General features: G+C 41.3%; 12 protein-coding genes. All 12 read left to right on the forward strand.

The window, feature by feature from the left end; genetic code table 11:
* Positions 1-100 precede the first annotated feature (100 nt).
* Positions 101-1,141, forward strand: coding sequence for an aspartate-semialdehyde dehydrogenase (locus tag JOD03_RS01600; protein ID WP_204589068.1), 1,041 nt, complete (start codon positions 101-103; stop codon positions 1,139-1,141).
* On the forward strand, positions 1,138-2,046 hold the full coding sequence (gene dapA, locus JOD03_RS01605) for a 4-hydroxy-tetrahydrodipicolinate synthase (protein ID WP_204589069.1): 909 nt from the start codon (positions 1,138-1,140) through the stop codon (positions 2,044-2,046). The genes JOD03_RS01600 and dapA overlap by 4 nt, the downstream gene beginning before the upstream one ends.
* Positions 2,047-2,153: 107 nt before the next feature.
* Entirely contained in the window at positions 2,154-3,818 is a 1,665-nt protein-coding gene (locus tag JOD03_RS01610) for a ribonuclease J (protein WP_204589070.1), read from the forward strand.
* A gap of 116 nt (positions 3,819-3,934) precedes the next feature.
* Positions 3,935-6,169 carry a DNA translocase FtsK gene (locus tag JOD03_RS01615; protein ID WP_239584786.1) on the forward strand — a complete coding sequence of 745 codons (2,235 nt, stop codon included), beginning with the start codon at positions 3,935-3,937 and terminating at the stop codon, positions 6,167-6,169.
* A gap of 146 nt (positions 6,170-6,315) precedes the next feature.
* Positions 6,316-7,044, forward strand: a complete 729-nt coding sequence (locus tag JOD03_RS01620) for a UTRA domain-containing protein (RefSeq protein WP_204589072.1) — start codon at positions 6,316-6,318, stop codon at positions 7,042-7,044.
* A 45-nt stretch (positions 7,045-7,089) separates the two neighbouring features.
* Complete coding sequence (locus JOD03_RS01625; protein ID WP_204589073.1) at positions 7,090-8,172, forward strand: BMP family ABC transporter substrate-binding protein; 1,083 nt, start codon at positions 7,090-7,092, stop codon at positions 8,170-8,172.
* A 143-nt stretch (positions 8,173-8,315) separates the two neighbouring features.
* On the forward strand, positions 8,316-9,863 hold the full coding sequence (locus JOD03_RS01630; protein WP_204589074.1) for an ATP-binding cassette domain-containing protein: 1,548 nt from the start codon (positions 8,316-8,318) through the stop codon (positions 9,861-9,863).
* Positions 9,853-10,902, forward strand: a complete 1,050-nt coding sequence (locus tag JOD03_RS01635) for an ABC transporter permease (RefSeq protein ID WP_204589075.1) — start codon at positions 9,853-9,855, stop codon at positions 10,900-10,902. Before JOD03_RS01630 ends, JOD03_RS01635 begins: the two co-directional genes overlap by 11 nt.
* Positions 10,903-11,865, forward strand: a complete 963-nt coding sequence (locus JOD03_RS01640) for an ABC transporter permease (RefSeq protein ID WP_204589076.1) — start codon at positions 10,903-10,905, stop codon at positions 11,863-11,865.
* Between the two features lie 103 nt (positions 11,866-11,968).
* Entirely contained in the window at positions 11,969-13,234 is a 1,266-nt protein-coding gene (gene yfmF, locus JOD03_RS13875; RefSeq protein WP_204589077.1) for an EF-P 5-aminopentanol modification-associated protein YfmF, read from the forward strand.
* Positions 13,231-14,526 (forward strand): EF-P 5-aminopentanol modification-associated protein YfmH, encoded by a 1,296-nt coding sequence (gene yfmH, locus JOD03_RS01650; protein ID WP_204589078.1) that lies wholly within the window; start codon positions 13,231-13,233, stop codon positions 14,524-14,526. The genes yfmF and yfmH overlap by 4 nt, the downstream gene beginning before the upstream one ends.
* On the forward strand, positions 14,513-15,238 hold the full coding sequence (locus JOD03_RS01655) for an SDR family NAD(P)-dependent oxidoreductase (protein WP_204589079.1): 726 nt from the start codon (positions 14,513-14,515) through the stop codon (positions 15,236-15,238). The genes yfmH and JOD03_RS01655 overlap by 14 nt, the downstream gene beginning before the upstream one ends.
* The last annotated feature ends 25 nt before the right edge of the window (positions 15,239-15,263 follow it).

The following is a 15,263-nucleotide window of genomic DNA, read 5'->3' on the forward strand; positions in this document are numbered from 1 at the left end:
TGCCTTCTAAAAATAATAGTAATAATTATTTAATCCCGTGAATTATCATACGAATTGTGGTACAATATCGCCATTATGAATGCAGGAAGGGGAGTTTAGAGTGAGTGAACAATACCAGGTTGCCATCGTAGGGGCAACAGGAGCAGTAGGACAGAAAATAGCTGAGAAACTAGTTGAGAGGAATTTTCCATACTCCCATATAAAATTATTGGCATCCAGTCGTTCAGCAGGCCAAACTGCTAAAGTTGGTGGCCATACCTATACAATCGAAGAAGCGAAACCGGAAGCGTTTGATGGTGTGGATTTTGCGTTCTTCTCAGCAGGTGGAGACGTCTCCAGAAAGCTTGCAAAAGAAGCTGCGGCTCGTGGAGCAGTTGTCATTGATAATACAAGTGCTTTTCGGATGGACCCGGATACGCCGCTTGTGGTGCCGGAAGTGAATCCGCAGGCATTACATGAACACAACGGGATCATTGCGAATCCAAACTGTTCAACAATTCAAATGGTATGTGTACTTGAACCACTTCGACAAAAAGCAGGTTTGAAAAAGGTAATCGTTTCGACATATCAAGCCGTTTCTGGTTCGGGTGCAGCGGCAATCGATGAGTTGACGAAAGAAAGTCATGCTTTGGGACTTTCGGAACCGTCGCCACAAGTGTTACCAGTAAAGAGTCAACCAAAGCATTATCCGATTGCAGGGAATCTACTCCCACAAATCGATGTGTTTGAAGAAAATGGTTTTACATTTGAAGAGATGAAAATGATGAACGAAACTAAGAAAATCATGAGCTTGCCAGACCTTTCAATTGCAGCTACATGTGTGCGTGTTCCAGTCGTCACAGGACACTCTGAATCCGTCTATTTAGAAACAGAACAAGAGCTATCATTACAGGAGATTCGAGACGTTTTAACAGCGGCTGAAGGCGTGGTCCTACAAGATGATCCAACAGCTCAAGTGTACCCGATGCCACTCTACGCAACAGATGAAGATCCAGTATTCGTCGGCAGAATTCGTAAAGACCCAGTTGAAAAGACCGGAATTCATTTATGGATTGTTGCGGACAATCTGTTAAAAGGTGCCGCTCTGAATTCCATTCAGATTGCCGAAAAAATGATTGAACAAAAAGAGGTGTCCTCGTGAATTTAGGTAAAGTTTCAACAGCACTGATCACACCGTTTACATCGACTGGTGAAGTTGACGTTAACCAACTACAAAAAATTGTAGAGCATTTGCTACAATCAGGTACAGAAAGTATTGTAGTGAATGGGACTACGGCCGAATCACCAGTGTTGTCTCATGACGAAAAGGTACGTGTCATTCAAACAGTAGTGAATCAAGTAGCAGGTCGTGTGCCTGTAATCGCTGGAACGGGTTCAAACAACACAGCACAGACGATTGCTTTCACAAAAGAAGTCGAAGCACTCGGTGTTGATGGTTGCATGGTCGTCGCACCTTATTACAATAAACCAAATCAACGCAGCATGATTGCCCATTTCACAGCGATTGCTGATGCTGCGACAAAGCCATTAATGCTCTACAATATACCCGGACGTTCAGTTGTCAATATGACCGCTGACACTACAGCTGAATTAAGTAAGCATGCAAACATTCACTGGATGAAAGAAGCAAGTGGAGACGTTGGCCAAATTACACAGATACTCCGTAAATCATCAAAAGATTTCAAAGTATATAGTGGAGATGATGGTCTGACATTGCCGTTGTATGCGATTGGTGCTAGTGGTATCGTCTCTGTTGCATCTCATATTGTCGGCAAAGAGATGCAAGAAATGATTCAAGCTTTTGAGCAAGGAAATCATTCGCTTGCTAGAGCATATCATCAACTTCTACAACCACTTTTTGATGGGCTGTTCACATCTCCGAATCCAACAGTCGTCAAATATGCACTCGGAAAGCTGCACGGTTTTTCAGAGGACGTGCGTTTACCCCTCGTTCCATTAAGTGCCGAAGAGAAAGCAAACTTTGATACACTTTGGGCAGAATTTGAAGAAGGCCGGAATAAATTAACACGCACGATCCAAGACTGAGGAAACTCAGTCTTTTTTTCGTTTCACCCCTACTTTCTAAAACGCAACGAGTAAGCTATAATGAAGACTAGTGAAAAGGTGCGGGTACTTATTTAGGAGGAAATCAATTGAAAACTGTTAATGAATCAATTCGCGTGATTCCACTCGGTGGAGTTGGAGAAATCGGAAAGGCTATGTACGTTGTGGAAATTGACGATGAAATCTTCGTTGTCGACAGCGGACTGATGTTCCCGGAAAATGAAATGCTGGGGATCGACATCGTCATTCCTGATTTAAGCTATTTAGAAGAAAATAAAGATCGTGTAAAGGGTATCTTTTTAACACATGGTCATGAAGATGCGATTGGATCAATTGCATACTTACTTCAAAAAATATCAGCGCCTGTTTATGGTTCGAAACTTACAATCGCGCTTGCAAAAACGCATTTAAAAGATTTAAAACCAAAGCAACCGGTAAAGTTTTTCGAAGTAACAAACGCAAGTCGCATGAACTTTAGTCGTACGCACGTGACATTTTTCCATGTGACACACAGCATTCCAGACACACTTGGGATTGTGTTCCATACATCAGAAGGTCCAATCGTTTACACAAGTGAATTCAAATTTGATCAGTCAGCGCAAGGAAAATACGCACCAGACCTAGCCAAACTTGCAATGCTTGGTGATCAAGGTGTATTTATGTTGCTATCCGACTCAACAGAAGCAGAACGTCCAGGGTATACAACGTCTGAGACCGTTATTGCAAACCAATTATCAGACACGTTCTATGCTGCAAAAGGGCGCGTTATTGTAGCTCTTTACGCGTCTAACTTTATCCGTATCCAGCAAGTGTTAGATAAAGCTAAGGAAACCGGTAAAAAAGTGGCATTTGCGGGACGTACTTTAGAAACGACGATGAAGATCGCAATAGACTTGGGCTACATGATTGTCGGAGAAGATGTATTGATTCCTTTAAAAGAAATCAGTTCAGTTGATGAAGATAACCTCGTTATCATCGTATCCGGTACACAAGGTGAACCATTAGAAGCACTTGAAAAAATGGTGCGCAAACAACATCGTGAAATTAAAATCAATGAAAATGATACAGTACTGATTACGTTCACACCATCTCCAGGTATGGAAGTAAGCATGTACCACACGATGAATAGCATCGCAAAAGCGGGAGCACGCGTGTTGACATCTGCTAAAAATGTCCACGTATCCGGTCACGGTAGTCAAGAAGACTTGAAGATGATGATCAACTTCTTAAAACCGAAGCATTTCATTCCCGTTCAAGGTGAATATCGTATGCTGATTGCTCACTCAAAGCTGGCTCAACAAACAGGCATGTCGAAGTCTCAAATCTTTATTGCGGATAAAGGGGACATTGTCGAGTTTAAAAACGGCAAGGTGCGCATGAGTGGCCGCGTTACAGCAGGGAATGTGTTGATTGATGGGATAGGAGTAGGAGATGTTGGAAATATCGTGCTTCGTGACCGTAAATTATTATCGCAAGATGGTATTTTCATTGTCGTCGTGACGTTAGATCGCAAGAAGCGTAAGATTGCCAGTGGACCTGAAGTATTATCTCGTGGATTTGTGTATGTACGCGAATCTGAAGAACTACTGCAGGAAGCGCAACAAAAAGTGAAAACGGTTGTTGAAAAGTATACAGAGAAAGAATCGTTTGAGTGGACGAATATCAAGCAAGAGATTCGGGATACATTGCACTCGTATCTTTTCCAGCAAACGAAGAGACGCCCGATGATCATTCCGATCATTATGGAATATTAAATTGTACAGGGTTTCCACCTTCCGGGGAGGAGGCCCTTTTTACTTATGAAAATGAGGTGAGCGAAGTGGCACGAAAACAAACAAAACGAAAGACCACAAAAAAGAAGAAAACACCCATGCATCCTTTGTTGTATGAAGTGATTGGTCTTTTATTAATTGGACTCGCTGTCATCGGTTTGTTCGAATTTGGTCCTGTTGGATCTGCAATTCACTTTGTGGGTGAAGCGTTATTTGGAAACTGGCATATGGCACTTCCCTTTTTCTTTATTCTCTATGCACTTTGGATGATGGTAAAGCAAACCTTTCCAAAATGGACAAATCGCATTACTAGTGGCTCGATTTTAGTGTTTACGGGAATTTTGATGCTCAGCCACCATTTTATGATTACTCAACGAACCGAAATGGGCTTTGCTGTAGATTCTTCTGTTATGAAAGAAACTCTGACAGTATTGTTTTCTGACACAGTGACGTCAAACCTTGGAGGAGGCCTTTTAGGTGGTGTGTTGTATGCTTCTGCAAGTGCTTTAGTTGCATCGACTGGCGCCGTGATCGTCGCTTGGATTATCCTATCAATTGGACTTATCATTATTACTGGAAAAGCGTTAATTCCATGGCTTGCTGCGTTTTCAAAACAAGCAAGTGTAGCAGGCTTTGATTCTGTAAAAGGATGGATGCAAGCGCAATCTGAAAAACCAAAAAAGAGGGCTCAGCACGCAAAGCCAAAATCAACTCCAGAGCAGTCAATTCAAGTTGGTGTGCATGACGAGCAATTGTCTACTAAAGAAGAGATAGAAGAACTTCCTCAACAAGCACCCATTATTTCGGCTTTCAATGAACGACCAAAACCGAGCGTGGAAAAACAGCCAGAAGAACCTGTAAAAGATGTGGAAATCACGATTGCAGGTGGAGAGCTTGAAAATGAAGATTATTTATTGCCAAGTTTTGAATTATTAACGCCTTCTCCACATGCGGATCAAAGCTCTGAGCTTGGCGCAATTCAATCCAACGCAAAGAAATTAGAACAGACATTTTTAAGTTTTGGAGTGAAGGCAAAAGTCACGCAAGTGCACCTTGGTCCTGCTGTGACAAAATATGAAGTACTTCCTGACGTGGGAGTAAAAGTGAGTCGCATTGTTAGTTTAAGTGACGACCTAGCACTAGCTCTTGCTGCACGTGATATTCGAATTGAAGCGCCGATTCCTGGAAAATCTGCAATTGGGATCGAAGTACCAAATTCTGAAGTGGCGATGGTTAGCTTACGTGAAGTATTAGAAGAGAGTTCACTAGGCAACCCTGGAAAACTTGCTGTGGCTCTCGGGCGCGATATCACTGGAAAAGCAGTTGTTGCTGAACTGAATAAAATGCCTCACCTTCTCGTGGCAGGTTCTACTGGTTCTGGGAAGAGTGTTTGTATGAACGGGATTATTGTCAGTTTGATGATGCGTGCAAAACCGCATGAAGTGAAAATGATGATGATTGACCCAAAAATGGTCGAATTAAATGTATACAATGGGATTCCGCATTTGCTTGCACCTGTTGTAACAGATCCGCGAAAAGCTTCACAAGCACTGAAAAAAATTGTTTCTGAAATGGAGCGGCGCTACGATTTGTTCTCTCATACGGGCACACGAAATATGGAAGGCTACAACCTATATGTAGAGAACTGGAACAATGAGAATGAAGAGCAACATGCAAAGCTTCCCTATATTGTTGTGTTCGTCGATGAGTTAGCGGACTTGATGATGGTTGCTTCAAATGATGTGGAAGACTCTATTACACGTCTTGCACAAATGGCACGAGCTTCCGGCATTCATTTAATTATCGCTACACAACGCCCGAGTGTTGATGTTATCACAGGTATTATCAAAGCAAATATTCCATCTCGTATTGCGTTCTCGGTATCTTCTGCAATCGACTCTCGTACGATTTTAGATATGGGAGGAGCAGAAAAATTACTGGGACGAGGGGACATGTTATTCCACCCATCTGGAAATTCCAAACCGGTGCGTGTGCAAGGAGCATTTGTTTCCGATTCTGAAGTTGAACGCATAGTAGATGCTGTAATTGAGCAACAAAAAGCAAACTACGTAGAAGAAATGATTCCGACAGAAGTGGAAGAAACAGTTCAAAAAGAAGAGCGCGATGATTTATTTGATGACGCTGCACAACTGGTAATGGAAATGCAAACAGCTTCAGTATCGATGATTCAAAGACGTTTTCGTGTAGGCTATTCCCGTGCAGCTCGAATTATTGATCAGCTTGAATTAGCTGGGATAGTTGGCCCATACGAAGGGTCTAAGCCACGTCAGGTATTAATGAATCGTGGGACATACGATATGGAAGAAGTATGACAAAATGATTACAAAAAGATTAAAAGTTTTGCGGTTTAAGTGAAAAAACTATTTATTTTTAAGATTTTAAATGGTATAGTATGACTGATTAGTAGGAATGTTTTACATCAGAGGTCTGATCTCTTTGGTTATTGGTGGTGTAGTGTGTGTCAATTAAGGTTGATCAACGACATTTATATTTGCAGGTAATTGATCGTATCAAAAAAGATATCGACAATGGTGTGTTCAAAGAGAAGGAGAAACTTCCCTCTGAATTCGAACTCGCAAAAATGCTCGGTGTCAGCCGAGCCACTTTGCGAGAGGCTCTTCGTTTGCTCGAGGAAGAGAACATAATTGTCAGACGCCATGGAGTAGGGACATTTATTAATTCAAAACCTGTCTTTACATCTGGCATCGAGCAGCTTTCCAGCGTTTCATCCATGATTAAGCAAGCCGGTATGGAACCTGGAGTTATTTATTTAAGTTCTTTGCAATCGCTTCCAACAGAAGAAGATGTTCAACGTTTTGGATGTTCTGAAGACGATTTAATCGTCACAATTGAGCGTGTACGAACCGCTGATGGTGACCCAGTAGTGTATTGTGTTGATAAAGTTCCAGCGAAGTACCTTCCGGAAGATTACTTGAGCCGGCAAGAAGGGTCACTTTTCTCAGCACTCGAACAATCTGGTGAACTACGCGTTTCACATGCTGTGACATTTATCGATCCAATGGGCTACCATGATGTGGCTTCACCGACATTAAACTGTGAGCCAGAAACGGCACTTCTTGTGTTGAAGCAGCTTCATTACGATGAGCAAGATCGCGTAGTTCTCTACTCGAAGAATTATTTTCGGGCAGATAAGTTTAGCTTTCACGTAATTCGTAAACGGGTGTAATCGTCAATTCCTACTAATAAGAAACTAATTTTGGGGGTTTTTAACGTGTCAAAACGCAAATACGGTTTAGGTCTTTCAGTAATGTTAGCAGCAGGTACTCTTCTTGCAGCGTGTGGTTCTGATGAAGAAACTACAGAAAACAACACTGGTTCAACTGGTGGGGATACAGAGACAGAAGAAACATCTGATTTCTCAGTAGCAATGGTTACTGACGTAGGTGGAGTGGATGACAAATCATTCAACCAATCTGCTTGGGAAGGTATTAAAAAGTTTGGGGAAGATAACGGCCTAGAGCAAGGCGATGGCGGTTATGATTACCTACAATCAGCTTCAGATGCTGACTACGTAACAAACCTTAACAACCTAGTTCGTCGTGACTTTGACGTCGTGTTTGGAATTGGTTTCTTAATGGAATCAGCGGTAAATGACATCGCTGTACAGCAACCGGATGCACAATTAGCAATCATCGATGCTGTTGTTGATCAGCCAAACGTTGCATCTGTTCTTTTCAAAGAGCAAGAGGGAGCTTTCCTAGCAGGAGTTGCAGCAGCTTTAATGTCTGAGTCGAAGCAAATCGGTTTCGTTGGTGGAATGGAAATTCCAGTAATCGAGCGTTTCGAAGCTGGATTTTTAGCAGGAGTTGCAGCAGTTGACCCAGAAATCGAAGTCGATGTTCAGTACACAGGATCATTCGATGACGCTTCACTTGGTAAAACAACTGCTAACCGCATGTACTCTTCAGGCGTAGATATTATTTTCCACGCTGCTGGTGGTACGGGTAACGGAGTATTCGCAGAAGCGAAAGAGCGTAAAACAAAAGATGCTGACGCATTTGTATGGGTAATCGGAGTTGACTCTGACCAATACGAAGAGGGTGCAGTTGGCGATACTAACGTAACTTTAACATCTATGTTGAAGCGTGTTGACCAAGCGGTTTACCGCATCTCTGAAGAAGCAGCAGCTGGTAACTTCCCTGGTGGAGAGCAAACAGTTTATGGCTTAGCTGAAGAGGGCGTTGGCCTTGCAGATTCTCGTGGAGCAATCTCTGAGGATGTAATGGCACAAATCGAAGAGTTCCAACAACAAATCATTGATGGTGAAATTACAGTTCCTGAAACAGTGGAGTAATTGAACGGCAAGAATCATAAGGACCGATTTTTTAATCGGTCTTTATGTTCTTTTTTTAGCTAAAATTCCAAATAATAGATGAAAGATCTAGGACATCTAAATCTTTCATGTGTTATTTAGAAAGTAGAATTGGAGTGATACAAGTGGAGTATGTAATCGAGATGCTGAACATCCGAAAAGAGTTTGGGAACTTCGTAGCAAATGATAATATCACCCTGCAATTAAAAAAGGGAGAAATCCATGCGCTTCTCGGAGAAAATGGTGCCGGAAAATCCACATTGATGAATGTTCTTTTTGGTCTCTATCAGCCTGAAGCCGGAGAAATCCGTGTAAAAGGTCAGACTGTAAATATAGCAAACCCAAATATCGCAAATGATTTGGGAATCGGGATGGTTCACCAACACTTTATGTTAGTGGAAAACTTTACGGTAACAGAAAATATTATTCTTGGTAATGAATTGACAAAGGGCGGCGTCATAGACAAAAAAGTGGCTGCAAAAAAAATCACAGAACTATCTGATATGTACGGGCTTGATGTTGACCCAAATGCAAAAATTGAAGATATTTCAGTCGGTATGCAACAACGTGTCGAAATCTTGAAAACGCTTTATCGTGGAGCGGAAATTCTAATTTTTGACGAGCCGACTGCTTCTCTAACGCCACAAGAGATTGATGATTTGATTCAGATCATGAAACGATTAATTGCAGAAGGAAAATCCATCATTTTAATTACGCATAAACTAAAAGAAATCATGGAAGTGTCTGATCGCGTTACAGTTATCCGAAAAGGACAAGGGATTGGAACAGTTGTTACAACAGAAACAAATCCTGATGAATTGGCATCTCTTATGGTAGGTCGCCAAGTAGAATTTAAAACAGTGAAAAAAGATGCCACTCCAGGTGAAGATACACTTATTATTAAAGATCTATCAGTACAAGATTACCGTGGCATCGATAAAGTGAAAAACCTATCACTCACTGTTCGAAAAGGTGAAATTCTTGGACTTGCGGGAATTGACGGAAATGGTCAGAGTGAATTGATTGAAGCCATTACAGGACTTCGCAAAATTAAATCGGGTACGATTTCTCTTAACGGTAAGGACATTACAGGATTGAAGCCACGCCAAGTAACGGAAAGTGGTATCGGACACATTCCAGAAGATCGTCATAAGCATGGTCTTGTCTTGGATTTCCCAATTGGCCACAACATTGCCCTGCAAACGTACTATAAAGAGCCAATTGCAAAAAATGGCATTATGAATTACAACAAAGTTTCTGAACTTGCGAAAAAAATTATTATTGATTACGACGTGCGTACCACAGGTGAAGATGCATTAGCTCGCTCACTTTCTGGAGGAAATCAGCAAAAAGCAATTATTGGTCGGGAAGTGTATCGTGATCCGGAAATTCTTATTGCTGCACTTCCTACGCGAGGTCTAGACGTTGGGGCTATCGAGTTCATTCACCAACGCTTAATTGAACAACGAGATAACGGTAAAGCTGTATTACTACTATCGTATGAATTGGACGAAGTCATGAACGTTTCAGATCGTATCGCGGTTATGTACGACGGCTATATCATCGATACACTTGATCCAAAACAAACTACGGAGCAAGAGCTTGGTCTGTTAATGGCAGGACAAGCAAAGCAGAAACGATCAAAACAGGGGGAGACAACTCATGTCGAATAGAGTAATCAACATCCTCGTGCCTGTTGTTTCCGTCGTATTGGGTCTTATTGTAGGAGCAATTATTATGCTTTTCAGTGGATATGATCCAATCGAAGGCTATGGAGCATTGTGGAGAGGTATTTTTGGAGACGCGTATGCCGTCGGAGAGACGATCCGTCAAATTACACCGTATATTTTAGCTGGACTTGCAGTTGCGTTTGCATTCCGCACGGGCCTTTTCAACATTGGAGTTGAAGGACAGCTCATTGTCGGATGGTTTGCAGCAGCATGGGTAGGTGTCACATTTACAGATCTACCAACAATTGTGCATTTGCCACTTGCACTTATTGCAGCGGCTTTAGCGGGAGCGTTCTGGGGATTGATTCCAGGCCTATTAAAAGCAAAACTTCAAGTTCATGAAGTAATCGTCACAATTATGATGAACTACATTGCACTATTTGTTACAAACGCATTGATTCGCTCAATTTCAGATGGTGGAGACAATACAGGTCGTATTGCAGAGAGTGCTTCTCTAGCATCGCCTTTTTTACAAGGACTTACAGACTTCTCTCGTTTACACTACGGGATCCTAATTGCCCTTGCGATGGTATTCGTCATGTGGTTCATTTTAGAGAAAACAAAAACAGGGTTTGAGTTAAAAGCGGTTGGATTTAACCAAAATGCTTCAGAATACGCAGGTATGAACGTGAGCCGTAACATTATCATGTCGATGGTAATCGCTGGGATGTTTGCTGGTCTTGCAGGTGCGATGGAAGCATTAGGAACTTTCCAGTATGCCAACGTTAAAGGTGGATTCACTGGAATTGGTTTTGATGGAATTGCGGTTGCCTTATTAGGCGCAAACACGCCACTTGGTGTCGTATTTGGTGCAGCCCTATTTGGTGCATTGAAATACGGATCTCTTAACATGCCAAACGAAGCTGGTGTACCAGTAGAGATTGTATCGATTGTAATTGCAGTCATCATTTTCTTCGTAGCATCTGGGTATGTCATTCGTTTGTTCTTAGAAAAAATCGGCAAGAAAAAGGAGGCGAAATAAATGAGCGCCTTTTTAGATGCACTTTATTTCATTATCCCCGTTTCGATCGCCTATGCAGCACCTCTTATCTTTGTAGCAATCGGTGGTGTGTTCTCTGAGAAGTCAGGGGTTGTCAACATCGGGTTAGAAGGACTTATGGTGATGGGAGCATTTGTTGGGATTGTATTCAACTTAACATTTGCCGATCAGCTTGGTGGAATGACGATTTGGTTTGCGCTTCTTGCAGCCATGGTCGTATCAGGAATTTTCTCACTACTCCATGCGGTTGCATCCATTACATTCCGTGCAGATCAAGTAATCTCAGGGGTTGCCATCAACATGCTTGGAGTAGCATTATCGATCTTTGCTGTAAAACTGATTTATGATAAAGGACAAACGGATTATATTTCTCAACAATTCATTCGTTTTGATATTCCGGGATTAAGCGAAATTCCTGTAATCGGTCCAATGTTCTTTAATGATGTGTATGCAACGTCTATTTTGGCAATTACGATTGCTATTCTTGCTTGGTTTGTTATCTACAAAACACCATTTGGACTTCGACTTCGTTCAGTCGGTGAACATCCAATGGCGGCAGATACAATGGGTGTAAAAGTAAACCGTATGCGTTATATTGCGGTTGTCATCTCAGGTATGCTTGCAGGTATTGGTGGAGCTGCCTATGCACAGACGATTTCATATGAGTTCTCTCAATCGACAATCAATGGTCAAGGATTCATGGCTCTTGCAGCTATGATTTTTGGTAAATGGCATCCACTAGGTGCAATGGGAGCTGCTTTATTCTTTGGACTTGCACAATCGCTCAAAATCGTTGGTGGATCCATCGACTTTATTAGTCAAGTACCAAGTGTGTATCTGGATATTTTACCGTACGTGCTGACGATTCTAGCTTTAGCAGGATTTATTGGAAAAGCAAGTGCACCAAAAGCAATTGGTAAGCCATATATTAAAGGAAAACGGTAATACTAAGAAGGTCTCCGCTATGGAGGCCTTTTTTCATGCCGAAACAATAGTCGTAGTGACTTGATAGTGGTACACTAAACGATAGAGAAAGGGGCTTTATTCTGTGTTTACTACTTCTACTCTCGCACCTGGTGTGCGACTTTATACAATGCCAACAAAACAATTTAAAACGATCACACTTTCCATTAAGTTCACCACAAAACTAACTGCTGAAAATGCTGGTGTACGAACGGTGCTTTCAAACCTGTTGCAATTTAGCAATCAATTAACACCAACTACAACTGCGTTTCGAAAAAAATTAGATGACTTGTATGGTACATCACTTTATCTCGACACGATGAAGCGTGGGGATCAACATACGGTGTATCTGAATGCAGACTTCGTGAATGATGCGTATCTACAAGATCGTAATTTGACAGAAGATGTGTTTGAACTTATTCAAGCTGTTCTGTTCAAACCTCTATTTAATGAAGATACATTCGATCAGCGTATTTTTGAGCGTGAAAAAAAGCAAGTGATGACTCGAGTGGATTCTTTATATGAGGATAAATCTCGTTACGCACAACATCGTTTACTAGAACTCATTCGTCCGAATCATCCAGCATCAATCTCTGCCATGGGTGAGAAAAGTTTATTAGAAAACGTAACTTTAGAGGACGTGAAACAAGAATACAGCAAAATGATTGAATCCGATGAGATTTCTATCTATGTCGTAGGTGATATGAATTCTGAAACCTACAAGAAAGTATTGAAAAAATATCTTTCTTTTTCAGCTAGAGAAACATCTCCGAGAACAAACGATACTGCTATGACAACGGAATACTTAGAAACTGTTGAGAAGTTGGACATGAAACAAGCGAAATTACATATCGCTTATGAGACACCTGTCACTTCTAAATCAAAAGAGTTTCCGGTCATGCAAGTTTTGAACGGCGTCTTTGGTGGATATCCTCATTCCAAACTTTTTACAAACGTGCGTGAGAAAGAAAGTTTGGCTTATTATGCGTCTAGCTCATTTGCCTCATCATACGGATTGTTATTTGCCGTAAGCGGGATTGACCCTGTAGAAAAAGAAAAAGCAGAAGCGGTTATTGATCAACAGTTGATTGAAATTCAAAATGGGAACATTTCAGACCGAGAATTTTTACAAACGAAATCCATGTTAAAAAACCAATTAATGGAGATTAAAGATTCTGCGCGTGGTTTAATCGAAGTGTACGAGTCGTATCATGAAATTGATTCGAATTTCACATTAGATGGCTGGGCAGAAAAATGGACAGAAATTACGAAAGAAGATGTGAGTGAACTTGCAAAGAAAGTTGCAAAAGTGCATACATTCTTTTTAACTACAAAGGAGGGAGCATCATGAACAACTTGAACTTTGAGCAAGTGAATGAGACTCTCTATTATGAAAAACTTGAGAACGGATTGGAAGTGTACGTGTTACCGAAGAATGGATTCTCCAAGTCGTATGTCACGTTTACAACAAAATATGGTTCAATAGACAATCACTTTATTCCTCCTGGAAAAGAAGAGGTCCGCGTTCCAGACGGAATTGCGCATTTTCTGGAGCATAAAATGTTCGAAAAAGAGGATGGAGATGTTTTTCAAAAGTTCAGTGAGGCGGGAGCATCTGCAAATGCTTTTACGTCCTTTACTCGAACCGCCTATTTATTCTCTGCAACAGATCATGTCGAGCAGCACACAAAGACGTTATTAGACTTTGTTCAAATTCCATATTTTACAGAAGCGACTGTCAACAAAGAAAAAGGAATCATTGCACAAGAAATTACAATGTACGATGATATGCCCGATTGGCGGTTGTATTTTGGTACAATTGAAAACATGTATCACGCACATCCTGTGAAAATCGATATAGCAGGTACAATTGAATCGATACAAGAAATCACTGCTGATCACTTGTATCTTTGTCACGAAACGTTCTATCATCCGTCTAATATGGTGTTGTTTGCAGTTGGAGCTGTTGACCCAGAATCTTTCATTCAGTTGGTGAAAGACAATCAAGCGGAAAAACAGTTTAAAAATAAGCCTGAAGTCGTCCATATCCTCCCTGAAGAGACGGATGATGTAGCCGTCGCATACCGTGAAATGAAAATGGACGTAGTGCAACCAAAAGTTTTGTTTGGAATTAAAGCACCTTCACAGTCTCTTCAAGGAAATGCGATGCTGCGATACGAGCTGGCATTGCAAACTGTTTTAGATAGTTTATTTGGCAGATCTTCGGAATTCTTTGAAAAAGCTTATGAAGACGGACTGATTGATGAATCGTATTCAGCAGATTTCTCAATGGAAAGTAGCTATGGCTTCTCTATGATTGGATCAGATACGGATAAGCCGCAGGAGTTGATTGAGCGTATAAAACAACAACTTACTGTTCCATTTTCAGAATACACTTCAATCTCGGAGCAACTTGATCGGACAAAGAAACGGAAAATTGGTACATTTATGCGTTCATTGAACTCAATTGAGTTTATTGCCAATCAATTCACACGGTATAAATTTAATGAGATGGAATTGTTCCAAGTGTTGCCCGTGGTCGAATCGCTTACTGTGAGCGACTTACAACAAGCCTATCACCATTTACAAAATCAAGCTGCGCACACGCAGTTTGTCATCTTGCCTTCAAATGACAAAAAGTAAATTTGTCTGTATATTTGGTGCAACAGGATCCATTGGTCAAGCATGTGTAAAACGCCTTGCGAGTGAGGGATGGAGCGTCTATCTTCATTACCATCAGTCCAGTAAGACGGCGACTTTCTTGCAACAAGAATTGACAAGTCAGTATCCACATCAACACTTTATACCATTCCAAATGGATTTAAGTTCATTGGAACAGCTTGAATTTCCTTTTCTATTTGAGTTGGATGCTATTGTGTTTGCACATGGACAAACGGTTTATGAAGAATTTATAGCGACCTCGACTGTAACAACGCAAAATTTACTAACGACCTATCTACTTGCGCCACAAGAAATTCTTAAGAAGCTCTACCCAAAATTAAAGGGTGGCTCGGTTGTACTGATTGGCTCGATTTTTGGAGAAAAAGGAGCGGCTTGGGAAGTGAGCTACAGTGCTGCTAAGGCAGCACAAATAGGGCTTATGAAGAGCATAGCAAGAGAGTGGGCAGCGATCCCGATTCGAGTCAATATGATAGCAGCAGGGTATATCAACAGTTCCATTCACGAGCATTTAACTGAGGAAGATGAGCAAGTATCCATAGCTCAGATTCCCCTTAAGCGTAAAGGTACTGCTGAAGAGGTAGCATATGGAGTTAGCTTTTTGGTGTCTGATGCCAGTAGTTTTATTACTGGACAATCCTTTGCTATTGATGGTGGATGGAATCTAATTGGATAACTGAGAGTAGAAATGGAGAGATGAC

It is taken from the genome of Chryseomicrobium aureum (assembly GCF_016909155.1).
GTDB lineage: Bacteria > Bacillota > Bacilli > Bacillales_A > Planococcaceae > Chryseomicrobium > Chryseomicrobium aureum.